Below are 23638 nucleotides of genomic sequence, written 5' to 3'. Positions count from 1 at the left end.
GATCGAGACCGGTGCGCGACCTCCGCTCCGTGTAGCGTCGCCGACGTGCTGGCGATCGACGGCCTCGCCAAGCGGTTCGGCCCTGCCACCGCCCTCGACGAGGTGAGCTTCACGGTCGGTGCGGGCGAGGTGTTCGGCTTCGTCGGCGGCAACGGGGCGGGCAAGACGACGACGATGCGGATCGTGCTCGGCGTCCTCGACGCCGACGCCGGTGCGGTCACCTGGAAGGGCGCGCCACTCGGTCCCGCGGAACGCCGCCGGATCGGGTACCTGCCCGAGGAGCGCGGTCTCTACCCGCGGATGCGGGTCGCCGAGCAGCTCGTCTACCTGGCCCGGCTGCACGGGATGTCACGGTCGGAGGCCCAGGCGGCCACCGAGACCTGGACCGAGCGGGTCGGGCTGGCCGGGCGCCGCGGCGACGAGGTGCAGAAGCTGTCGCTGGGCAACCAGCAACGGGTGCAGCTGTGCGCCGCGCTGGTGCACGACCCCGATCTGCTGGTGCTCGACGAGCCGTTCTCCGGGCTGGACCCGGCGGCCGTCGACACCCTGGGGGCGGTGCTGCGCGAGCGCGCCGCGGCCGGGGTGCCGGTGGTGTTCTCCTCCCACCAGCTGGAGCTGGTGGAGCGGCTCTGCGACCGGGTGGGCATCATCTCGGCGGGCCGGATGGTGGCGGTCGGCACGGTCGACGGGCTGCGCGCCGGTGCCGCGGACCGCTACGACGTCACCGGCCCGCCACCGGGCTGGACCGACGACCTCCCCGGGGTGCGGGTCCTCGACGTCGACGGTGCCCGCACCCGCGTCGAGCTGGCGCCGGGCACCGACGACCAGGTGCTGCTGGCCGCGGCGCTGGCCGCCGGGCCGGTGCACGCGTTCGGTCCGTACCGGCCGCCGCTGACCGAGCTGTACCGCGACGCCGTGCGCGACCGCGCCGTCCCGGCGGACCCCGCCCTTCCCACGGACGGCGCCCTCCCCACCGACCGCGCCCTCCCCACGGAGCGCGCCCTCCCGACGGACCGCGCCCGATGAAGACTGTGCTGCTCGTCGCGCGGCGCGAGATCACCACCCAGCTGCGGTCGCGGACGTTCGTCGTCGGGATCCTGCTGATGCTGCTGGTCTTCGGCGGCTACGGCGCGGTGATCGTGTTCGCCGGGACGCAGGGCTCGTCGTCGTCGCTGGTGCTGGACGGGCCGGCCCGCGAGCTGCGCGGCGAGCTGCAGGGCACCGCGGACCGGCTGGGCACCACGCTGCGCGTGACCGAGGCCGGGAACCGGGACACCGCGGAGTCGATGGTCCGCACCGGCGAGGCCGACGCGATGCTCACCGGGGCACCGGGGACCTACCAGCTCGTGGGCCTCGACGACGTCGCTCCCGGGCTGCGGTCGCTGGTCGCCGACGTGGTGGAGCAGCAGGCCGTGCGCGAGTCGCTGCTCGCCGCGGGCGCCGACCCGGACCGGGTGAGCACACTGTCCGGGGTCGGGGTGCGCACACTCGAACCGGTCGACACCGAGCTCGGGCAGCGGATCGGCACGGCGTTCGTGACGACGTTCCTGCTGTTCTTCTCGGTGACCGCCTACGGCGCGGCCGTCGCGCAGGGGGTGGTCGAGGAGAAGGCCGGGCGCGTGGTCGAGCTGCTGCTCGCGACCGTCCCGGCGCGGCAGCTGCTCGCGGGGAAGGTGCTCGGGCTCGGCCTGGTCGGGCTGCTGCAGCTGCTGATCCTCGGCGGGGTGGGCGCGGCCGTCGCGGTGGGCACCGGCGTGCTCGCGGTCCCGGCGCTGCTGCTGCCCACGCTGGTGTCCGCGCTGGCCTGGTACCTCGTGGGGTTCTTCCTGTTCGCGACGCTCTACGCGGCGGCGGGCGCGCTGGTGTCCCGGCAGGAGGAGCTCCAGTCGGTGACCGCGCCGATCGCCATCGTGCTGCTCGTGCCGTTCCTGCTCGCCGTCGCCGTGCTGCCCGTGGACCCGCGCAACCCCGTCACCACGGTGCTGTCGTTCGTGCCGTACCTGTCGCAGACGCTCATGCCCGCGCGCACCGCGCTCGGCGTCACCGCGTGGTGGGAGCCGGTGCTCGCCTATCTGCTGGCGCTGGCCGCCCTCGCCGGGATGGTGCTGCTGTCGGCACGGGTGTACCGCAACTCGGTGCTGCGCACCGGGGCGCGGGTCCGCTGGCGGGACGCGCTCAGGGCCGGGCGGCCTTGACCTGGTCGTAGCGGGCGAGCGCGTCCTGACGCTCGGCCTTGTGGTCGACCATCGGCTCCGGATAGCCCTCCGGGATGCCGCCGGGCAGCTTCCACGGCTGGTGCACGACCTTGCCCCCGACCTCGGCGAGCTCGGGCACCCAGCGGCGCACGTAGTCCCCGTCGGGGTCGAACCGCTCGCCCTGGGTGATGGGGTTGAAGATCCGGAAGTACGGCGACGCGTCCGTCCCCGACCCGGCCGTCCACTGCCACCCGTGCTGGTTGGAGGCCAGGTCGCCGTCGACGAGCAGCGCCATGAAGTGCCGCGCGCCGCGCCACCACGGAAGGTGCAGGTCCTTGACCAGGAACGACGCGACGATCATCCGCACTCGGTTGTGCATCCACGCCTCGCCCCGCAGCTGGCGCATCCCGGCGTCGACGATCGGGAAGCCCGTCCGGCCCTCGCACCAGCGCTCGAAGTCGGCGTCGGCGGCCTTCCCGGTGCGCAGCGGCAGGTGGTCGAAGGCCTTGTCATAGTTCTCGCGCGCGGAGTCCGGCCGCCGGTACAGCACGTCGGCGTAGAACTCCCGCCAGGCGATCTCGGTGCGGTAGGTCTTCACCGAGTCCCCCTTCTGCTTCGCCAGGTCCGCGAGCAGCGTGCGCGGGTGGACGCAGCCGTACTTGAGGTACGGCGACATGCCCGAGGTGCCGCGCTCGGCGGGCAGGTCGCGGGCGGACCCGTAGTCCGCCACGCCCTCGTCGAGGAAGTCCGCCCAGCGGGCCCGCGCCGCGGACTCCCCCGCCTCGGGCAGCTCGGCCTCGACCGGCTGGTCGTCGGGGATCTGCACCGCGCGGGGTCCACCGTTCTTGTCGGCGGGGTCCATCCACCTGCACGTCGACGCGTCGGTCCCGGCCGGGGCGCGCCAGCCGTGGTCGGCCCACGCTCGGCTGAACGGGGTGAACACCTTGAACGGCCCGCCGGTGCCCTTCTCCACCCGGCCGGGCGCGACGGCGTAGGGCGAGCCGGTCCGGACGAGCTCGACGCCGTCCTCGGCGAGTGCCTTCTCGACCTGCTCGTCGCGCTCGCGGCCGTAGGGGCCGTAGTCCGCGGCGACGTGCACGGTCTGGGCGCCGACCGCCGTCGCGATCCGCGGGACGACGTCCGCCGGGTCCCCCTTCACCACGAGCAGCTTCCCGCCCAGGGCCTCGTCGAGCTCGCGCAGGCAGCCGTAGAGGAAGTTCGCCCGCGCGGCGCCGGAGGGTGCCAACAGCGCCGGGTCCAGCACGAACAGCGCGAGCGCGCGGTCGGCGGCGTCGGCCGCGGCGAGGAAGGTGGGCTGGTCGGCGACCCGGAGGTCTCGTCGGAACCAGACGACGGCAGTGCTGGGCGCCATGCCGGTCGACGCTAGCGCCGCCACGTCCCACCCGCCCGCCGAGCCGCGCCCCCTCCACCGGTCGCGCTCCCGCCCCCGGAACGCACGAGCGGGCCGTCCGTACGACGAGGTCGTACGAGCGGCCCGCTCGTGCAGAGAGGCCGGTGCGGTGGTGCTACGTGGTCAGCGCTGGCCGACCGGGACGTAGAGACGCTCCGCGGAACCGGTGTAGAGCTGGCGCGGACGCCCGATCTTGTTCTGCGGGTCGTTCATCATCTCGCGCCAGTGCGCGATCCAGCCCGGGAGCCGGCCGAGCGCGAACAGCACGGTGAACATCTTCACCGGGAAGCCCATCGCCCGGTAGATGACGCCGGTGTAGAAGTCGACGTTCGGGTAGAGCTTGCGCTCGACGAAGTAGTCGTCGGCCAGCGCCTTCTCCTCGAGCGTCATCGCGATGTCGAGCAGCGGGTCGTTGACGCCGAGCTTCTTGAGGATCGTCTCGGCCTGCTCCTTGACGATCTTCGCGCGCGGGTCGTAGTTCTTGTAGACCCGGTGCCCGAAGCCCATCAGCTTCGCGCCCTGCTCCTTGTTCTTGACCCGGCTGACGAAGTCGTCGACGTTGCCGCCCTCGACGTCCTTGATGCGGGTCAGCATCTCCAGGACCGCCTGGTTGGCGCCGCCGTGCAGCGGGCCGAACAGCGCGTTCACGCCGGCGGAGATGGAGGCGAACAGGTTGGCCTGGCTGGAACCGACGAGACGCACCGTCGAGGTCGAGCAGTTCTGCTCGTGGTCGGCGTGCAGGATCAGCAGCGTGTCGAGCGCGCGGACCATGTCCGGGTCCAGCTCGTAGGGCTCGGCGGGGAACCCGAAGGTCATCCGCAGGAAGTTCTCGACGAGGCCGAGGGAGTTGTCCGGGTACAGGAACGGCTGCCCGACGGACTTCTTGTAGGCGTAGGCGGCGATCGTGAAGACCTTCGCCATGAGCCGGACGGTGGAGAGCTCGACGGCCTCCTCGTCGTGCGGGTCCAGCGAGTCCTGGTAGAAGGTCGACAGCGCGCTGACCGCGGACGACAGCACCGGCATCGGGTGCGCGTCCCGCGGGAAGCCCTCGAAGAAGCGCTTCAGGTCCTCGTGCAGCAGGGTGTGCCGGCTGATCCGGGTGGTGAAGGCGTCGAGCTGCTGCTGGCTCGGCAGCTCGCCGTAGATCAGCAGGTAGCTGACCTCGAGGAACGTGGAGTTCCCTGCCAGCTGGTCGATCGGGTAGCCGCGGTAGCGCAGGATGCCGGCGTCACCGTCGATGTAGGTGATCGCCGAGGAGCAGGCCGCGGTGCTGGTGAAGCCCGGGTCGAAGGTGACCAGGCCGGTCTTGCCGAGCAGCTTGCTGACGTCGACGGCCTGCGACCCCTCCGTCGGGGTGTGCACCGCGGTCTCGAACTCGCCGCCCGAATACCGGAGTACGGCGGTGTCGGACTTGGCGGCGGTCTCGTCGGACATGTGGAGGTTCCCTCTCACAGCGGGGATCAATCGGGTCTCGGGCACACGCTAGCCCGCCGGGGCGAATCCGCAGAACGCGGCGACGATTCTCACCCTCCGTCGCGGGGCGCGCGGTAGCGGAGGAACTCCGGGAAGCGCCAGACGCACAGCAGCACGCCCACGATCACCGCGGCGCCGCCGAGCGTCGCGGTGACACCGGGCCCGATCAACGACGCCGCCGAGCCGTGCCACATGTCGGCCAGCCGGGGCCCGCCCGCGACGACGACGATGAACACGCCCTGCATCCGGCCGCGCATCTCGTCGGTCGCGACGGTCTGCAGCATCGAGGACCGGTAGACCGAGCTGACCAGGTCGCCGGCGCCGGCGACGGCCAGCGCGAGCACCGCGAGGAACAACGACCCGGTCAGACCGAACACCAGGACCCCACCGCCCCAGACGCACACCGCGACCACGACCGCGACGCCTTGGCGCTGCACCTTCTGCAACCAGCCCGACAGCACGCCGCCGGCAACCATCCCGATCGGGATCGCCGCGTACAGCAGGCCCTGCTGGACACCCCCGTCGGCCGTACCGCCGAAGGTGTCCACCGCCATCTGCGGGAACAGCACCCGGGGCATGCCCAGCCCCATCGCGATCACGTCGACCAGGAACGAGACGAGCAGGATGCGCTGGGTACCGACGTAGCGGAAGCCGTCGACGACCGCGCGCAGCCCCACCTTCGGACGCTCACCGTCCACCCGCTGCGCGGAGCTCGGCAGCGCGGGCAGCCGCCAGGTCGCCCACAGCGTCGCCAGCAGGAAGATCGCGTCGACCAGGTAGAGGGTCGACAGCCCGATGAACGGGATCAGCACCCCGGCCAGGAGCGGCCCGAGCACCGCGCCGACCTGCACGACGGTCATGTTCAGCGCGTTCGCGGCGGGCAGCTGCTCGGCGGGCAGCAGCCGCGGGATGACCGCGCTGCGGGTGGGCTGGTTCATCGCGAGCATCGCCGACTGGAACGCGAACAGCACCAGCACGACCCACACGTTCCCGGCCCCGCTGGCCGAGACCACCCACAGCGCCAGCGAGCTCAGCGCGATGCCGGACCCGGTGAACAGCAGCATGACCCGCCGGTCGACGGCGTCGGCGATCGCGCCACCCCACAGCCCGAACACCACCAGCGGGACCAGGCCGAACAGACCGGTCAGCCCGACGTAGGCCGACGACCCGGTCAGCTGGAAGATCTGGATCGGCACGGCGACGACCGACAGCTGGGCGCCGATCACCGTCACGATCCCGGCCGCCCACAGCCGCCGGTAGGCGGGCGTGCGCAGCGGGGTGGTGTCGGCGAAGGTCGACCGCAGCAGCCCGGTCAGCCGCGACGCGCGGGTGCGGACCGTCGGCCCCTCGTCCGCGGGCGAGGGGACGGGGCGGGTCGGGGTGTCCCGTTCGGCGCCCGGCACCGGCTGCGTCGGCCCCTCACCGGGATCGTTGCGCGTGCTCACGATGTCAAGGTGTACACGGACGCCCCGACATCACGCCTCCGGGTTGCCCCTAGGGGGCGAGCCGGCGCACCGACCAGGAGTCGTCGCGGCCGACCTCGAACCGCAGCCGGTCGTGCATCCGGTCGGCGCGGCCCTGCCAGAACTCGACCTGCCACGGCACGATCCGCCAGCCACCCCAGTGCGGCGGTCGCGGGATCTCCTCGACGCCCTCGAAGCGCCGGGTGACCCCGGCGAGCGCCTGGTCGAGGACCGTGCGCCCGGCGACGATCGTCGACTGCGCCGACGCCCACGCCCCCAGCTGTGACCCGCGCGGGCGCAGCGCCCAGTAGGCGTCGGACTGGGCCTCGGAGCAGCGCTCGACGCGACCGGAGAGCTGCACCTGACGCTGGAGGTCGTACCAGGGGAAGGTGACCGAGGCGACGCGTGTGCGATTGAGGTCGTGGCTCTTGGCGGAGGTGTAGTTCGTGTAGAACACGATGCCGCCGGCGTCGAGGCCCTTGCACAGGACGGTGCGCGACGACGGCAGCCCGTCCGGATCCGAAGTCGCCAGCACCATCGCGTTCGGCTCGGTCAGCCCGGCCTCACGGGCCTGCTCCAGCCACGCGGTGAGCTGTTCGTACCAGGTCGGAGCCAGGTCGTCGACGTCGAGCGGTCGGCTCGCGTAGTCGATCCGCATCCTCTCCAGCGCGGGTGCGTCCGTCATCGGTTCCCCTCACTCACGGTCGGCGCCGCCGACGACCGTAGGCACGCGCCCGCCTCCCGCGCACCCGCCGTTCGGTCCCCGACCGCCCGGATCACCCGTTGACGTCGTTGCATCCCGCAATCAATAGTCGATCCGTACCCACCCGATCGGGGGGATGGTGGGTACGTACGACGACCCCCGCTCGGATGACGAGAGGGAAGACGATGCGTGTGACGAGGATGTTCGCGCCGGTCGCGACGGCGCTGGCCGTACTGCTCACCGGGGCCGTGGCGCTCGCGCCGGTGGCGGCGCCGTCGGCGGCGGGGACGGGGACGGTGGCTGCGGCAGCGGCGGCGCCGGAGCGGGAGGTGACCGCGACGGTGCGCACGGTGTCGTGCGGCAAGATCGACCGGGCCGCCTACGCGCCGATCGGTGGAAAGTGGAGCCGCACCTACAACGGCAGCTGCGGACACATCGCCCGGCAGAGCAAGCCGTACATCACGGTGTCCTGGGAGGTCCCGAACTTCTCCTCCGGCCAGGCCTGCGTCAAGGCCCGCGGGTTCCGGTGGAGCGACGGCAAGGAGTACTGGGTGTCACTCGGCTGCGGCAAGAGCGGTCACGGGACGGTGCACTGGGGCAAGGCGGGGACCCAGATCATCGCCACCACCGCGGTCAAGGCGCTGAGCCAGAACATCGTCACCGGGGTCCCCGTCTACTTCACCGACTGACCGCGGCGCGCGGACCGTGTGCGGGGCGTCCCGCCGTCCCGCACACGGCCACCGTTCACGCACGGGTGTCCGGTTCGTGATCGACACCACCGGCCGGTCGCGTTGCCCCGCCCCGGCCGTTCGGAGCAGGGTGGCGACGACCATCCGAGCCGAAGGAGACCCGGTGACCGAGACGCTCGCGCACGAGGTGCCCCCGCCGCCCCCCGGATTCAGGTCCGGGCTGGAGGGCCACGTCGCGTTCCGCACCGAGATCGCCGAGCCCGACAAGGACGGCGGCTCACTGCGCTACCGCGGCGTCGACCTGGAGGACCTCGCCGGCACGGTGACCTTCGGCGACGTCTGGGCGCTGCTGGTCGACGGCCGCTTCGGGCAGAGCCTGCCGCCGGCGGAGCCGTTCCCGATCCCGGTGCACACCGGTGACGTGCGGGTCGACGTGCAGGCCGCACTGGCGATGCTCGCCCCGTACTGGGGCTACCGTCCGCTGCTCGACATCGACGACGCCGAGGCCCGCGACAACCTGGCCCGCGCCTCGGTGATGGCGCTGTCCTACGTCGCCCAGTCCGCCCGCGGCATCGGCGTGCCCGCGGTGCCGCAGTCGCGCATCGACGAGTGCTCCACGATCACCGAGCGCTTCATGACCCGCTGGCGCGGCGAGCCCGACCCGCGCCACGTCGCCGCCGTCGACGCCTACTGGGTGTCCGCCGCCGAGCACGGCATGAACGCCTCGACCTTCACCGCCCGGGTGATCGCCTCCACCGGTGCCGACGCCGCCGCGTCGCTGTCCGGCGCGATCGGCGCCATGTCCGGCCCGCTGCACGGCGGCGCCCCGGCCCGGGTGCTCCCGATGATCGACGAGGTCGAGCGCACCGGCGACGCCCGGGCGCTGGTCACGGGCCTGCTGGACCGCAAGGAGAAGCTCATGGGCTTCGGGCACCGGGTCTACCGGGCCGAGGACCCGCGGGCCCGCGTGCTGCGCCGCACCTGCCAGGAGCTGAACGCCCCGCGCTACGAGGTGGCCGCCGAGCTGGAGCGCACCGCGCTGGCGATCCTGCGCGAGCGACGCCCGGACCGCCCGATCGAGACCAACGTCGAGTTCTGGGCGGCGGTGATCCTCGACTTCGCCGAGGTCCCGCCGCACATGATGCCCGCGATGTTCACCTCCGCCCGCACCGCCGGCTGGTCGGCGCACGTCATGGAGCAGAAGCGCGAGGGCAAGCTCGTGCGCCCGAGCGCGCAGTACATCGGCCCGGGCCCGCGCAGGCCGCAGGACGTCGACGGCTGGGACTCGGTCTCCGCCCGCTGATCCCCCTTCCCCGGGGGAACTCCCGTGGCCGAGCGCGCTACGGCTGTTCCCCCGGTGGGGGGCCGACCACCCCGGAGCGGCGGCCCCGCTGGTCGTGGTGCAGCAGCGCCGGCGCGGCGACCGAGACCGGGAGCACCAGGCCCAGCAGCAGGACGTAGGCCACCCCGGCGACGGCCAGCCCGAGCGTCGGGCTCACCGTGAACATCAGGGCGAAGGTCACCGCGAACACCGGGATCATCACCACGATCGCGGCCGCCGCCACGGTCAGCCCGACCAGCATCAGCACGCCGAAGCAGCGCCACCAGGCACCACGGACCAGCTCGACCGACCGCCACAGCGCGTCCCGCGCACCGAGGCCCTCGGCGACGACCGCGGGCGACGCCAGGGACAGCAGGATCGCGATCCAGGTCTGCGCGGCGTAGAACACGACGACGAGGAGCAGCCCGGCCACCGCGGCCACCCCGCCCGCACGCCACAGCGGCAGCGCGACGAAGGCGCCGACCGCGATCGGGACGAGCCCGATCACCAGCTGCGCCAGCTGGACGCCGTAGAGGGCGGGCAGCCGGGGGCGGCCCTGTGCCCAGGCCGCGGCGATCCCGGTCCGCGAGCCGTACACCGCCGAGGTCACCGCCGGGAGGACCGCGGCGAGCACGAGCGGCGCCACGGCGGCCGCGACGAGCCCGAAGGGCAGGCCGGACAGCGTCGCCTCCAGGAAGGTCCCGACCAGGTCGAACGGGTTCGCCGGCTGCAGTGCACCGACCGGCTGCAGCAGCCACAGCGTCCCGAGCACGACGACGGCGTAGAGCAGGCCGGGCAGGACCGTCCACGGGGTCCGGCGCAGGAACCGCCACACCCCGCCCACGATCTCCCCCGCGTCCAACGGTCGCAGCGGCACGATCCCCGGCTGCGGCGGCACGGGCTCCCCCGGGCCGGGATGGTTCTCGGTCACGACTCGCCCCTCTCGTCGACTCCCCGTGTCGTACCGGACACAGGGCACGTCGGCGGCGGATCGGGACGATCGTGAGCAGATGGTGATCAGCCCGCGGGCGACGGCACGGGGGCCCGGTGGCGCCGGATCGCCAGCGACAGCCCGGCCGCGACGACGCAGAGGACGGCGCCGCCGTACCAGGCCGTGTCGTAGCTGCCCAGGGCGTCGCGGACCAGACCCGCGACGAGCGCGGCGAACGCCGCCCCGATCTGGTGCGAGGCGAAGATCCAGCCGAACACCACCGCCGAGCGGGCGCCGAAGGCCTCGCGGGCCAGCGCCATCGTCGGCGGGACGGTCGCGACCCAGTCCAGGCCGTAGAACACGACGAACGCGAGCATGCTGGCGTTCAGGTCGGTCCCGAACAGCGGCGGGAGCAGGAACAGCGACAGCCCGCGCAGCGCGTAGTAGGCGCCCAGCAGCAGCCGCGGGTCGATCCGGTCGGTCAGCCAGCCGGAGAAGATCGTCCCGAGCAGGTCGAAGATGCCGACCAGGGCGAGCAGGGAGGCCGCCGTCGTCGCGGGCATGCCGTGGTCGTGCGCGGCCGGGACGAAGTGGGACTGGACCAGCCCCGCCGTCGTCGCGCCGCAGATGAAGAACCCGCCGACGAGCAGCCAGAACGTGCCGGTGCGCGCGGCGTCGGCCAGCGCCCGCACCGCCAGCCGCGCGGCACCCGTGCGCTGCGGCGCGACGACGTCGGCCTCGGTGCCGCCGTAGGGCAGGACCCCGACGTCGGCGGGCCGGTCCTTCAGGAACAGCCACACCACCGGCACCACGGCCAGTGCCGCGCCTGCGGTGATCAACGCCGCGGGCCGCCACCCGCCCGACTCGACGACGGCCGCGACCAGGGGCAGGAACACCAGCTGCCCGGTGGCGGTGGCGGCGGTGAGGACCCCGGAGACGAGGCCGCGGCGGGCGACGAACCAGCGGTTCACCACGGTCGCGACCAGCGCCATCGCCATCGAGCCGGTGCCCAGCCCGACGACGACGCCCCACAGCAGCACCAGCTGCCAGACCGCCGTCATGAACACGGTCGTGCCGGCACCGACCGCGACCATGACCAGCGCGGTCGCGACCACGCGGCGCACGCCGAAGCGCTCCATCAGCGCCGCCGCGAACGGCGCGGTCACCCCGAACAGGGCGAGGTTCACCGCGAGCGCGAAGGAGATGGACCCGATGCCCCAGCCGAACTCGGCGTGCAGCGGCTCGACCAGCACCCCGGGGGTGGACCGGAACCCGGCCGCGCCGAGCAGGGCGAGGAACGTCGCCCCCGCCGCCCACCAGGCCGGGTGCACCCGGCGTGCTCGTGTGTCCGCCGTCGTGGGCGCCGTCGTCATGGGGGTCATCGTGCGGGGGCGGTGCGGCACACAACAGTGGCCGGACGGACGACATGTGCAAGAATTCGGCCATGCACCGGGTCGGAGTGCTCGCCGTCGACGGGGTGATCGCCTTCGAGCTGGGCATCCCCGAACGGATCCTCGGCACCACGACCACGGCGGACGGCATCCCGCTCTACGACGTGCGGGTCGCCACCGTCGACGGCGGCCCGGTCCGCACCAGCGCCGGGTACCGGGTGCTGCCCGAACACGGGATCGACGTACTGGAGCGCGCGGACACCCTGGTGGTGCCGGCCGTGCGCGGCCCGAACACCGACGATCCGGGCGAGGCCGTCCTCGGCCTGGTGCGCCGGGCCGTGCACCGCGGCGCACGGGTCGTGGCGATCTGCACCGGCGCGTTCACCCTGGCCGCCACCGGCGTGCTCGACGGTCGCCGCGCCACCACCCACTGGGCACACGTGGACGCCTTCCGCGCGCTGTACCCGCAGGTGGAGCTGGACCCCGACGTGCTGTTCGTCGACGACGGCGACATCCTCACCTCGGCGGGCGTGGCCGCGGGCATCGACCTGTGCCTGCACCTGGTCCGCCGCGACCACGGCGCCGCGGTGGCCACCGCGACCGCGCGGCGCAACGTCGTCGCACCGTGGCGGGAGGGCGGGCAGGCCCAGTTCGTCGCCTCGCACGTCCCGGACCCCGGCGGCCCGGCCACCGACGCCGTCCGGGAGTGGGCGCTGCACCGCCTCGACCGGCCGCTCCCGATCGAGGAGCTGGCGGCGCAGGCGTCGATGAGCGTGCGGACCTTCACCCGTCGCTTCCGCGCCGAGACCGGCACCAGCCCCGCCCGCTGGCTGGCCGCGCGCCGACTGGAGCTGGTGCGCCGCCTGCTGGAGACCACCGACCTGCCCGTCGAGCAGGTCGCCGCGCGCGCCGGGTTCGGCACCACCGCGGCGCTGCGGCAGCGGTTGCACGCCGAGATCGGGATGGCGCCGCTGGCGTACCGGCGCGCCCACCGGGCACCCGCCGGCGCGTGATCCGCGCGGCACTGGGCGCACGTCACCACGGGTACTGCTGCGACACTGGGACCGTGACCTCTCCTGCCGATCTGAAGATCCCCGGCGATCTCCTTCCGCAGGACGGCCGCTTCGGATGCGGTCCGTCCAAGGTGCGCCCCGAGCAGCTGTCCGCCCTCGCCGCGACCGGCGACTCCCTGTTGGGCACCTCGCACCGGCAGAAGCCGGTGAAGGAGCTCGTCGGACGGGTGCGCTCGGGCCTGGCCGAGCTGTTCTCGCTGCCCGACGGCTACGAGGTCGTCCTCGGCAACGGCGGCTCGACCGCGTTCTGGGACGCGGCGGCGTTCGGCCTGGTCCGCGAGCGGTCGCTGCACCTGACCTACGGCGAGTTCTCGCAGAAGTTCGCCGACACCACCACCGGCGCGCCGTTCCTGGCCGACCCGGTGATCGTCAAGGCCGCCCCGGGCAGCGCGCCGGAGCCGGTCAGCGACCCGTCGGTCGACGTCATCGCCTGGGCCCACAACGAGACCTCGACCGGAGTCGCCGTGCCGGTCAACCGGCCCGCGGGCACCACCGACGACCAGCTCGTGCTGATCGACGCGACCTCCGGCGCCGGCGGACTGCCGGTCGACATCACCCAGTCCGACGTCTACTACTTCGCCCCGCAGAAGGGTTTCGCCTCCGACGGCGGCCTGTTCCTCGCGATCATGAGCCCGAAGGCCCTGGAGCGGGTCGCCGAGCTGGCCGCGTCGGACCGCTGGATCCCGCCGTTCCTGTCGCTGGCCACCGCCGTCGACAACTCCGGCAAGGACCAGACCTACAACACGCCGTCGCTGGCGACGCTGTTCCTGCTCGAGGACCAGATCCGCTGGATGAACGCCCGCGGCGGGCTCGACGGCTGCGTCGCGCGCACCCGCGACTCCTCCGACCGGCTCTACACCTGGGCGGACAAGAGCAGCTTCGCGACGCCGTTCGTCACCGACCCGGCACACCGGAGCCTGGTGGTCGGCACGATCGACTTCGACGACGCCGTCGACGCCGCCGCGGTGGCGACGGCGCTGCGCGCGAACGGGATCGTGGACACCGAGCCGTACCGCAAGCTGGGCCGCAACCAGTTGCGGATCGGGATGTTCCCGGCGGTCGAGCCGTCGGACGTCTCGGCGCTGACCGCGTGCATCGACTGGGTCGTGGAGCGGCTGGGTTCCTGACACCTGCTCGTCGACGAACCGCGACGGCCGTCCCCACCTGGGGGCGGCCGTCGTCGTGTGTGGGGGTTGCGTCGCCACGCAGCGTCGTTGCGTGATCGATAGCAACTCGTTGTAGTCACACGCGCAACACTCGCCCCAATTCCCTCGTGCGTCACGAACTGTGCGACGCTGAGCACGGTCAGTGAGAAAGGTCCGGTGGTCCCCCGGGCGAGTAGGTGTTGTCGACCAGGCAGAACTCGCCCGGCGCGCCTCACCCGGCACGGACCCCTCGCCATCTACCGTCACCCGGACGGGGACGACAGCAGGAGGTCAGGTCGATGCGCGCGTTGCGGGTCGTGGGGGTGACCGGGGACGGCTCGGTCGTCCTCGAAGACCCGGGCCGCCGCGAGCGCTACACGGTGCCGGCCGACGAGCAGCTGCGGGCCGCGGCACGGGGTGACGTGACCCGGCTCGGCCAGATCGCGATCGAGTTGGAGAGCCAGTTGCGCCCACGGGAGATCCAGGCCCGCATCCGGGGTGGCGCGTCGGTCGACGAGGTCGCAGCCGCGGCCGGCGTCCCGACCCAGAAGATCGAACGCTTCGCCTATCCCGTCCTGCTCGAGCGGTCGCGGACCGCCGAGCTGGCCCAGAGTGCACATCCGCAGCGCGCCGACGGCCCCGACTCACGCACGCTCGGTGAGACGGTCGCGCACACCTTCGGCCTGCGCGGACAGGACTACGCCGGGGCCGGCTGGGACTCCTGGAAGGGCGAGGACGGCAAGTGGGTCGTCGTCCTGACCTGGCAGACCGGCCGCTCGGACAACGCCGCGCACTGGGCGTTCCAGCCCGGTGCCCACGGCGGCACCGTCGTCGCGCTGGACGAGCACGCCTCCGACCTCGTCGAGGGTCTGCCCGCACGTCCACTGCGCCCGCTCGGGTCGGTGGTCGACATGGCCCGCGACGAGGACCACGCCCCCGAGGCGCCGACGACCGCCGCTCCCGCGCGCGCCGTCGCGGCGGCCGGTGGGCAGCAGCCCGAGGCCTGGGCCGGGCGCGGGATCGCGCCCGAGCAGCGTCGGGCGAGCCCGCCGCCGCCCCGGACCCGCGTCGAGACACCCGGTCGCACCGTGGGCACCCGCCCGGACGACACCCGGGCCCCGGCCGCCGCGGCGCCGGTGGTCCCGAAGCGCGTCGAGCAGGTCGAGGGCACCGACGCCATCAACAGCACCGACGCCACCGACGGGACCGGGTCGGCCGGCGCGACCGACACCGCGTCGAGCGGACCCGCCTCGGACGGTGTGTCCGCGGACGGCACGACCCCGGGCGGCACGACCTCCGGCGGCGCGAGCTCGACCGGCTCGGACGGCGTGGACCCGGTCGTCCCGGCCCCGGCGGCCACCGCCACGGACGCAATCGGTACGGGCTCGTCGGCCACCGGGCCCGCGCACGACGCGACGGACGCGACCGCCTCGGCGGCGGCGACGTCGACGGGAGCGGCCACCTCGGCGTCGGACACCGACGCAGCGGGCAGCCCGGCCCCCGCCGGCACGTCACCGGCCGCCACCGCATCGGCCACTCCGGAGGACACGACCGCGGAGGCGGCGACGAGCACCGCAGGGTCGTCCGCTGCGGCGCCGTCCACCGCGGCACAGTCCACCGAGGCGCACTCCGCTGAGAGGCCCGCGGGCACCGACACGGACTCCGCCGCGGCGAGTCCCGCGACCGACGACCGCCGGACCGCCACGAACGACGGGGCCGCCACGAACGACGGGTCTGCCGACGAGCGCACCGAGGCACCCGCCGCGGCCACCACCGAGACCCCGGCCACGTCGGAGCAGGAGACGGACCCCACCCCGGCACAGGACGCCGAGACCGCGGCCCCGCGCCGCCCATCCACCGCAGGATCGCGGCGGACGAAGAAGGGCAAGCCGGTCATGCCGTCGTGGGACGAGGTCCTGCTCGGCGTCCGCGGCCAGCGCTGACACCTTCCCGCACGGGTTCCGACCTCCCACACCGGATCCGGTCCCGTGTGGGAGCCCGGATCCGGTGTGGGAACACGGCCGGGGTCAGCTCCCGCCGGTGACGGCGTGGAAGGCGACGGCGGCGGCCGTCGCGACGTTGAGCGAGTCCACGCCGCTCGCCATCGGGATCCGGACACGGCGGTCGGCGGCGGCCAGTGCCTCGTCGGTGAGCCCGGGGCCCTCCGCGCCCAGCAGCAGAGCGACCTTCCGGCCGCCCAGGCCCGCCGTGGCGAGGGGCTCGGCGTCGGGGGCGGGGGTGAGTGCCGCGACGGTGAACCCCGCCTCCCGCAGCCGGTCCAGCGAGGCGGGCCACGCGCCGTCGAGGGTCGTGAACGGGACCCGCAGCACGTGCCCCATCGAGACGCGGACGCTGCGCCGGTAGAGCGGGTCCGAGCAGCCGGGGCCGAGCAGGATCGCGTCGACGCCGAGGGCGGCGGCGTTGCGGAACAACGACCCCAGGTTCTCGTGGTCCCCCACCCCCTCGCAGACCGCCAGCGTGCGGGCGCGGGCCAGCACGTCGTCGAGGGACGGCGCGGGAGCACGGTCGGCGACGGCGAGCACCCCCCGGTTCAGATGGAACCCGACCGCGCGGGCCATCGTGTCGGCGTCGGTCGCGTAGGCCGGCACGTCGACGCCGGCGAGGTCGTCGGACAGCTCGTCGAGGCGGCGCGGGACCCCCAGCAGGGACCGCACCGGATACGGAGAGTCGAGCAGACGACGCACGACGACGACACCCTCCGCTATCACCAGCCCGCGCCCACCGGGCCGATCGGGGCGCCGATCGGCGGTCGTGAGGTCGCGGTAATCGTCGATACGGGGGTCGTCGGGGTGCTCGACCGTGGTGAGTATGGCCACGACGCCCGATCGTCCCACGTCACTGACCGTTCGCCGCGTCTGGTCGCCCGGTCAGCCGGTACCGCCCGGTCCGGCGATATGACACGGTGTAGTGCCGCCTCCCTCGGCACGGCCCTCCGCCGTGCGGGTGAGGAGGCGCTCCCCGTTCGATGGAGGTCGGTTCGCGCATGGGTCAGGTGGTCGACCGGACGACGTTCAGCCGGCGCGACCGCCAGCGGTACCGGATCAAGGTGCAGCGCTGTCTGGACACTCTCGGTGACCTGCTCAGCAGCTACCCGTTCTCCGACACGGAGCCGATGACCGGCGTGGAGATCGAGTTCAACCTGGTCGGTCCAGAGCTGGCGCCGTCGCTCAACGGGACCGACGTCCTGGACACGATCAACTCCGGCGAGTGGCAGACCGAGCTCGGCCGCTGGAACCTCGAGCTGAACCTCCCGCCGCGCCCGCTGCCCGGCGACCAGTGGCGCCAGCTGGAACACGAGCTGCTCGACCTGCTCGCGGGCGCCGGGGCGAAGGCCGGGGACCTGCGCACCCAGCTCGTCATGATCGGGATCCTGCCGACGCTGGACCCGGGGCACATGACCGCCGAGGCGATCTCCCCCGAGGACCGCTACGAGGCGCTCAACGACCAGATGCTCACCGCGCGCGGCGAGCCGATCCGGATCGACATCGCCGGCTGCTCGCCGGAGGAGCGGGTCAACGCCGACTTCGACACGATCATCCCCGAGGCGGCCTGCACGTCGATGCAGCTGCACCTGCAGGTCTCCCCCGCGAACTTCGGGCGCTACTGGAACGCCGCGCAGTGCCTGGCCGGCGTCCAGCTGGGGCTCGGGTCGAACTCGCCGTTCCTGCTCGGGTCGCAGCTGTGGTCGGAGACCCGGATCCCGCTGTTCGAGCAGTCCTGCGACGTCCGGACCCCCGAGTTCCACAACCAGGGGGTACGGCCACGGGTCTGGTTCGGCGAGCGCTGGATCGACTCGGTGCTGGACCTGTTCTCCGAGAACGCCCGCTACTTCCCGGCCCTGATGCCGTTGACCTCGGACGTGGACCCGGCGACGCAGATGCGCGACAAGGGGTTCCCGGACCTGCCGGAGCTGACCCTGCACAACGGCACGATCTGGCGCTGGAACCGGCCGATCTACGACAGTACGGGCGACACCCCGCACGTCCGGCTGGAGAACCGGGTGCTCCCCGCGGGGCCGACGACCGTCGACATGGTCGCCAACGCGCTGTTCTTCTACGGCCTGCTCCGCACCCTGGTCGAGGCCGACCAGCAGCTGTGGCGGGCGGTGTCGTTCGAGGCGGCCCGGGAGAACTTCCAGACCGCGGCCAAGCACGGCATGCACGCTCCCCTGTACTGGCCCGGCACCGGCTGGGTGCTCCCCGACGAGCTCGCCCTGCGCAAGCTGCTCCCCCTGGCGCACGAGGGGCTCGCCCGCTGGGGTGTCTCCGGCGCGGTCTGCGACCGGTACCTGACGGTGCTGGAGCGGCGCTGCGTCACGCGTCAGACCGGGTCGTCGTGGCAGATCGACACCGTCGCCGCGCTGGAGGCGCGGGGCGCGGACCGGATGACCGCCCTGCGCGGCATGCTCGAGCGCTACCTGGCGCACTCGACGGCCAACCAGCCCGTCCACACCTGGGAGATCCCCGACTGATCGGCTTCGCCATCGCGAAGCATTCTCCGCGACCGGGCCCGCTCACCACCCTCGCGTTCCTACCGTCCCCCTCCGCACACCCGCCCCGGGTGCGCGTACGGGACGGAGGGACATGTCCATCCAGCACCAGCCCGACCGGCGTCGATGACCCGGGCGACGACGATGTCCCCGTTCCGGCTGTTCGGCCGCACCTCCCGCGACGAGCACCTCCTCGACGACGGTCCCGACCCCTGGCTCGACGACCCGGCTCCCGCACCGGCGCCGCGGCCCGTCCCGTCCCGGGCCCGGGAGGCCTTCCCGGCGCCGTCGACGAGCGGGATGCCCCCGGCGCCGACGACGGGTGCGACGGCGCTGCCCGCCGAGGGTCCCGCGACCGCGGCGGCGCGACCGGCGCTCTGGACGCCGCGGCGGCCGCCGCAGGAGCCGATCGCCGAGCCGGAGCCGGTCACCGATCCCTTCGGCTTCCCGCCGGTACCGCCCCCTGCCGCCGCCACCTCGGCCCCCGCCCCTGTCTCCGCCTCCGCCTCCGACGAGGTCGCTGCGGCCTGGGCGGCCTGGGCGCCTGCCGCGGTGTCCCCGGCCGAGGGAGGGGCGGATCGTGCAGCGTCCGGAGCCGCGTCGCCGGCCCCCGTCACTCCACCCAGCACGCCGCCCACCACGACGACCGGCACGACGACCGCGGCGCCGGGTCCGGCGCCGTCGGGCCCCGAGCACGGTCCGGCTGCCCGCCCCGCCGGAGCCCCGGTCGCAACGACAGGGACCGCGCCCGGCACCGCTGCTGCCCCGTCATCCGCCCCCGCCGCCCCCTCGGCCGGTTCCCCCGACCCGTCACCCAGCTCTCCCGCTCCGTCACCCGGTCATGCCGAGCCGTCGCCCGGCCCCGCTGACCCGTCACTCGGCCACGCCGACCCCTCCTCCAGCCACGCCGACCGGTTCCCCGGCGACGCCGACCCGTTGCCCGGCCCTGCCGACCCGTCACCCGGTCTCGCCGACCTGCCGCGCGGTGTTGCCGACCCGTCGCCCGGCCCCTCCGACCCGTCGCCGGTCCCAGCCGGACCGGATTCCCGCCACGCCGGGGCGCGGCCCGCCACCGGCTCCCCCGTCCGGACCGCCCCGCCGCCCCTCGTCGACCCCGCCGAGGCGTCCGCGCTGGCCGGGGCCTTCGCCGCGGACCTGCTGTCCTGGGACGAGGACGACGTCGACCGCCGCGCCCGTGTCCTCGCCGCCTACCTGCCCGCCACCGCGGCCGACGGATTGCTCGGCTGGACCGGGACCGGACGTCAGCGGGCCGACCTCGTGCTGCCGGGCCGCGTCCGCGCCGATGCCGACCGGGCCGTCGTCGACGTCCGGGTGCGGGTCGTGCCCTACCGCCGTGTCGACGCCCGTGGGACGGCCGCGCCCGAGCCCGAGCCCGACGACCCGATCGGGGCGCCCGCCGGGGCCCCCGCCCCGGCTGCGCGCGGCTGGCGCGGGCTGGCCGCGCGGTGGGTCCGGCTGGAGGTGGCCGTCGCGCTCACCGACGACGGGCTCGTCGTCGACGCGGGGCCCGCGGCCGAGCCGGCCCGGCGGCCGTCGCCGGTCGACCTCGCACGGGGCGGTGTGCGGTGACCGGGCGTGTCCCCGTCGTCGGGGGCCTGGCCGGCGGGGTCGGGACGACGACCGTCGCCAGGGCCCTGCACGGCCGTGACCTGGGGCGCGTGTGCGGGCCGGACCTGCTGCCCGACGTCGTCGTCACCCGGGACACCGCGGCCGGTCTGGCTGCCGCGGCCCGCGTCGCCCCGGCGCCCGGGCCGGGCTCACCGGTCCTCGTCCTGCACCCCGGCACCGCCGACCCCGACGGCATCGACGCCGACGCCGCGGGGCCCGGCTGGGCAGCCGTCGTCGCGCTGCCCGCGGTGCCGGGCTGGGCCCGCTCGGCGGACCCGTGGTCGGACGCGGCCGGGGTCCTCACCCGGCCCGGGCCCTCGGCCGCGGTCCGCCGCTACGCCGACGCGATCGGCCGGGTCGTCACCGCGCTGACCACGTCCGGACGACTCGACCGGCCGCTCACCCCGGCCAGCGTCGGTGGGCTGCGACCGATGCGTGGGGTACTGGCCCTCCCGACCGGGCCGGGCCGGTGAGCCGTGCGCGCGCTGCTGATCGTGCCGGTCGTCGTCGCGCTCCTGCTGGGGACGGCGGGTCAGGTCCTGGCTGCCCCCACCGCGGATCCGGTCACCTCGGGCATCGACGCGGCACGGGTGCCGGAGGCGGCGCGGCCCTACCTCGACCTGGTCACGGAGCTGACCTCGCAGGGCTGCCCGGAGCTGCCGCCGGCCTGGGTGGTCGCGCAGGTGCAGGCGGAGTCGGGCTGGGACCCGGAGCTGCGCACCGGCACCGCCGCCGGGCTGCTGCAGGTCTCGGAACGGACCTGGGTCGCGGCCGGCGGCGCACCCTGGCCGGACGCGGCGCTCACCGAGCCGGAGGGGCACCTGCGCGTCGTCGTGCCGTGGCTCTGCTCGACGCTGCGCGCCGCCGCCGGGTATCTCGCGACGACCCCGAAGGACGTCCCGGTGCTCGACGCGATGCTGGTCTGCCACATCGCGGGCTGCAGCCGGGTCACCGGGTCGAGGTCGGGGGTGCCGGCAGCAGGGGAGGCGAACTGCTCGCAGGCGTGCGCGTCGGCGATCCGGCGCTACCTCGACGCGGTGCACGGCTTCGTCGCCGACTACTCCGGCACGACGGCCGTCGACGACCGCGAGTCGTCCCCGCCACCGCCGCAGAAGGCCGCCCCGGCGAAGGCACCCGCGGCGAAGGCACCGGCGAAGGACGCCGCATCGGCGCCGGCGCCCGCCTGGACCGGCGGTGCGACGGGGTGCCACGAACCCGACCCGGTGCGCTCCGACGGCTGTCTCACCGGCGCGTCGAAGCACGGCCTCGATGCCGTCGAAGCGGTGTTCGGCCCGACGATCGAGACGGTCGGCTGTTGGGACGAGCACCTGCAGAACCCGCGGTCGGACCATCCGAAGGGCAAGGCCTGCGACGTGTTCACCGGGAAGGCCGGGGCGTTCGCGAAGGGCGCCGACCTCGACGAGGGCTGGGCGATCGCGCACTGGCTGGAACGCAACGCGGCCCCGCTGAAGGTCAAGTACCTGATCTGGCAGGGCCGCTACTGGGACCCCTCGGTGCGCGCCGACGGCTCCGGCTGGGGCCGTCGCTACACCGGCGGCGGGGTCTACGACACCGCCGACGCGACCGGCGGCCACTACGACCACATCCACATCAGCTTCGCGGAGTGACCCCGTGCGACGTTCCCTGCCGCTGCTCGTGCTCGCCGCGGTCCTCGCGGTGCCCCTGGCCCTGCTGGTGCCCGCGTTGCTGCCCGGACCGCCGTCGCAGGCGGTGCTGACCTCGGCCGACCGGGACGCCCTCGGCGATCCCGGCCCCGTCCGCGGACCGGAGCCGGCCGTGCCGGCGACGCGGCCGTCGTCGCCCGGGGCGGTGGCGCGCGCCTACCTCGTCGCCGCGCACGGCACCGGTGCCGGCGCGGCCGGGGGCACCACCCTCGACGGCACCCCGTACGCGCTGCCCGGCAGCCCGGCCGCCGCCGGAGCGCCCGTCCTCGACCCGCCGCCACCCGGTTCGGGCCGGACCGCCGAGGTCGAGGACCTCGACGAGGGCGCCACCGACTGGGCCCGCGGACGCACGGCGCTCGTCGCGACCGTCCGCACGACGACGTCCGGGCCCGGCACGGCACCGGAGGTCCGCCGCTGGCGCACCCGGGTGGTCCTGGCTCTCGACGCGGCGGGCCACTGGCTGGTCACCGCCGACACCCCCATCACCACCGACACCCCCGATGTGGACGACTGACGTGACCGAACCTTGGAGTGGGCGATGACCGCCGACGAGCTGGAGCAGCTGCTCAAGTCCCTGCTGGCCAAGGGGGTCACGGTCGTCCTCCTGGCGCTCGGGCCCGCCGGGGAGCTGGTGGGGGTGGAACCCGGGGGCTCCGCGACGCCGTCGACGAGCTCCGGGCAGGACGCCGCCGGTGCGCCGCGGCCGGACCTGGAGCTGGGGGCCGGTGGCGAGGTGTGCGTCGGCACGGGGTCCGGTTCGGGCTCCGGTGGGTCCGGGTCCAGCGGCTCGGGTTCCGGCGACTCGGACTCCAGCTCGGGTTCCGACGGCTCGGGTTCCGACAGCTCGGGTTCCGACAGCTCCGGCTCCGACAGCTCCGGCGGCGGGGAACGTGACAGCGGGTCCGGCAGCGCCGACGACTCCGCCGGCGACTCCGACAGCAGCTCCGACGGCAGCTCGACGGACCGTCGCGGCGGCGGGGGCGACGGCGGGGCGGGCGGGTCCGACGACAGCGGCCGTTCCGGCGGGTCGGGCGATGCGACCGGCTCCGGCTCCGGCTCCGGCTCCGGCTCCAACGACTCCGAGCGCGGTGGCGGTACCGCCTCCTCCTCCGGTTCCGACAGCGGGACGGGCCGCGATTCCGGCAGCGGCACCACCGCCGCCCCCGACGAGTCCGGCGCCACCGCCTACGGCACGAGCGACGACGCGGCCGCAGGGCTCCTCACCGGCGGATCCGGTACCTCCGGCTCCCGGACACCGCCGCCCTGCCGCCCCAGCGGCACCGGCGGCACCGACCCGGCACCCGCCACCGGGAGCGCAGAGGGCACCACGGCGGCGGCGAAGCTGGGCTGGGGGCAGCCCGTCCGGGCCGACGAGTTCGACAACGGCACCGAGGGCTGGAGCATCTACGACGGCGCCGGGCACGCGGGCAACGGCCGCCGCACCCCGGACGCGGCGAGCGTGGCGGACGGCGTCCTGACGATCACCGGGGACAGCCAGGGCAACACCGCGGGCATGGCGTGGAAGGAGGGCTCGCAGCAGTACGGACGCTGGGAGGGCCGGGTGCGCGCGCCGGTCGGGGACCCGTCGTACAACGCCCTGCTGCTGCTCTGGCCCACCGCGGAGAACTGGCCCGAGGGCGGCGAGCTCGACTTCATGGAGATGATGGACCCGCAGCGGCAGAAGACCAACGCATTCTTCCACTACGGAGCGGACAACTCCCAGGTCGAGGGCTCCGTTGAGGTCGACGCGACGCAGTGGCACAACTGGGCCCTGGAGTGGACGCCGGACCGGATCACCGCCTACGTCGATGGCGAGAAGTGGTTCGAGACCACCGAGGAGAAGGTGCAGCCGCCGGGGCCGATGCACCTGTGCATCCAGCTCGACTGGTTCCCCAAGGGCGGCGGCTCGGGGAAGGAGACGCAGATGCAGGTCGACTGGGTCCGCCAGTACACCCTCGACGGGGGTTCGCCCGACGCGACGACCGACGGCGGGGCGGCACCGGGTTCGGCCGGCTGACC

General features: G+C 74.3%; 20 protein-coding genes. 13 read left to right on the top strand and 7 right to left on the bottom strand.

The features are described from left to right. Window positions 1-45: 45 nt before the first annotated feature. Complete coding sequence (locus Ae505Ps2_RS10065) at window positions 46-1026, top strand: ATP-binding cassette domain-containing protein (RefSeq protein ID WP_083702235.1); 981 nt, start codon at window positions 46-48, stop codon at window positions 1024-1026. After that, entirely contained in the window at window positions 1023-2195 is a 1173-nt protein-coding gene (locus Ae505Ps2_RS10060; RefSeq protein WP_075308628.1) for an ABC transporter permease, read from the top strand. The genes Ae505Ps2_RS10065 and Ae505Ps2_RS10060 overlap by 4 nt, the downstream gene beginning before the upstream one ends. Here Ae505Ps2_RS10060 and Ae505Ps2_RS10055 read toward each other — a convergent pair. The 4 genes from Ae505Ps2_RS10055 to pdxH form a co-directional block, all read right to left on the bottom strand. Further along, a complete protein-coding gene (locus Ae505Ps2_RS10055; protein ID WP_075308630.1) occupies window positions 2176-3567 on the bottom strand; it encodes a deoxyribodipyrimidine photo-lyase in 1392 nt (463 codons plus the stop codon). The two genes, Ae505Ps2_RS10060 and Ae505Ps2_RS10055, sit on opposite strands and share 20 nt — an antisense overlap. A gap of 162 nt (window positions 3568-3729) precedes the next feature. Continuing rightward, window positions 3730-5040: a citrate synthase gene (locus Ae505Ps2_RS10050; RefSeq protein ID WP_060713456.1), complete on the bottom strand. Its 1311-nt coding sequence runs from the start codon at window positions 5038-5040 to the stop codon at window positions 3730-3732. Between the two features lie 89 nt (window positions 5041-5129). Beyond that, window positions 5130-6524, bottom strand: coding sequence for an MFS transporter (locus Ae505Ps2_RS10045; RefSeq protein WP_233147403.1), 1395 nt, complete (start codon window positions 6522-6524; stop codon window positions 5130-5132). Between the two features lie 49 nt (window positions 6525-6573). Further along, complete coding sequence (gene pdxH / locus Ae505Ps2_RS10040) at window positions 6574-7227, bottom strand: pyridoxamine 5'-phosphate oxidase (RefSeq protein WP_020626955.1); 654 nt, start codon at window positions 7225-7227, stop codon at window positions 6574-6576. 203 nt (window positions 7228-7430) lie between these two features. On the opposite strand from pdxH, the gene Ae505Ps2_RS10035 reads away from it, so the two are divergent. Then, the gene (locus tag Ae505Ps2_RS10035; protein WP_139318841.1) at window positions 7431-7934 is read left to right on the top strand and encodes a hypothetical protein; all 504 of its coding nucleotides are present in this window, start codon (window positions 7431-7433) and stop codon (window positions 7932-7934) included. Between the two features lie 163 nt (window positions 7935-8097). Then, window positions 8098-9237, top strand: a complete 1140-nt coding sequence (locus Ae505Ps2_RS10030; protein WP_075332906.1) for a citrate synthase 2 — start codon at window positions 8098-8100, stop codon at window positions 9235-9237. 37 nt (window positions 9238-9274) lie between these two features. Here Ae505Ps2_RS10030 and Ae505Ps2_RS10025 read toward each other — a convergent pair whose 3' ends face one another. Next, on the bottom strand, window positions 9275-10186 hold the full coding sequence (locus Ae505Ps2_RS10025; RefSeq protein ID WP_020626952.1) for a hypothetical protein: 912 nt from the start codon (window positions 10184-10186) through the stop codon (window positions 9275-9277). Window positions 10187-10272: 86 nt separating this feature from the next. Beyond that, the gene (locus tag Ae505Ps2_RS10020; protein ID WP_075308634.1) at window positions 10273-11559 is read right to left on the bottom strand and encodes an MFS transporter; all 1287 of its coding nucleotides are present in this window, start codon (window positions 11557-11559) and stop codon (window positions 10273-10275) included. 71 nt (window positions 11560-11630) lie between these two features. Between Ae505Ps2_RS10020 and Ae505Ps2_RS10015 the strand changes: the two genes are divergently transcribed. From Ae505Ps2_RS10015 to sepH, 3 genes are all read left to right on the top strand, one after another. Then, on the top strand, window positions 11631-12590 hold the full coding sequence (locus Ae505Ps2_RS10015) for a DJ-1/PfpI family protein (RefSeq protein ID WP_198932121.1): 960 nt from the start codon (window positions 11631-11633) through the stop codon (window positions 12588-12590). A 53-nt stretch (window positions 12591-12643) separates the two neighbouring features. After that, entirely contained in the window at window positions 12644-13777 is a 1134-nt protein-coding gene (serC, locus tag Ae505Ps2_RS10010) for a phosphoserine transaminase (protein ID WP_043281338.1), read from the top strand. Between the two features lie 317 nt (window positions 13778-14094). Further along, window positions 14095-15738 (top strand): septation protein SepH, encoded by a 1644-nt coding sequence (gene sepH / locus Ae505Ps2_RS32575; RefSeq protein ID WP_212567623.1) that lies wholly within the window; start codon window positions 14095-14097, stop codon window positions 15736-15738. 84 nt (window positions 15739-15822) lie between these two features. On the opposite strand, the gene Ae505Ps2_RS10000 is transcribed toward sepH, so the two are convergent. Continuing rightward, complete coding sequence (locus tag Ae505Ps2_RS10000; RefSeq protein WP_075308640.1) at window positions 15823-16632, bottom strand: RNA methyltransferase; 810 nt, start codon at window positions 16630-16632, stop codon at window positions 15823-15825. Between the two features lie 167 nt (window positions 16633-16799). Between Ae505Ps2_RS10000 and Ae505Ps2_RS09995 the strand changes: the two genes are divergently transcribed. From Ae505Ps2_RS09995 to Ae505Ps2_RS30300, 6 genes are all read left to right on the top strand, one after another. Next, window positions 16800-18287: a glutamate--cysteine ligase gene (locus Ae505Ps2_RS09995; protein ID WP_075334137.1), complete on the top strand. Its 1488-nt coding sequence runs from the start codon at window positions 16800-16802 to the stop codon at window positions 18285-18287. 162 nt (window positions 18288-18449) lie between these two features. After that, on the top strand, window positions 18450-19895 hold the full coding sequence (locus tag Ae505Ps2_RS33990; RefSeq protein WP_139318843.1) for a hypothetical protein: 1446 nt from the start codon (window positions 18450-18452) through the stop codon (window positions 19893-19895). Continuing rightward, on the top strand, window positions 19892-20407 hold the full coding sequence (locus tag Ae505Ps2_RS09985) for a hypothetical protein (protein WP_075553575.1): 516 nt from the start codon (window positions 19892-19894) through the stop codon (window positions 20405-20407). The genes Ae505Ps2_RS33990 and Ae505Ps2_RS09985 overlap by 4 nt, the downstream gene beginning before the upstream one ends. 3 nt (window positions 20408-20410) lie before the next feature. Then, on the top strand, window positions 20411-21562 hold the full coding sequence (locus tag Ae505Ps2_RS09980) for a hypothetical protein (protein WP_075308651.1): 1152 nt from the start codon (window positions 20411-20413) through the stop codon (window positions 21560-21562). A 4-nt stretch (window positions 21563-21566) separates the two neighbouring features. After that, window positions 21567-22133: a hypothetical protein gene (locus tag Ae505Ps2_RS09975; RefSeq protein WP_075308653.1), complete on the top strand. Its 567-nt coding sequence runs from the start codon at window positions 21567-21569 to the stop codon at window positions 22131-22133. A 24-nt stretch (window positions 22134-22157) separates the two neighbouring features. Next, the gene (locus tag Ae505Ps2_RS30300) at window positions 22158-23636 is read left to right on the top strand and encodes a glycoside hydrolase family 16 protein (RefSeq protein WP_084786242.1); all 1479 of its coding nucleotides are present in this window, start codon (window positions 22158-22160) and stop codon (window positions 23634-23636) included. The last annotated feature ends 2 nt before the right edge of the window (window positions 23637-23638 follow it).

It is taken from the genome of Pseudonocardia sp. Ae505_Ps2 (assembly GCF_001932425.1).
In the GTDB taxonomy this organism is placed as follows: domain Bacteria; phylum Actinomycetota; class Actinomycetes; order Mycobacteriales; family Pseudonocardiaceae; genus Pseudonocardia.
Note: the sequence above shows the minus strand (reverse complement) of the source record. Positions and strands in the feature narration are given on the sequence as shown.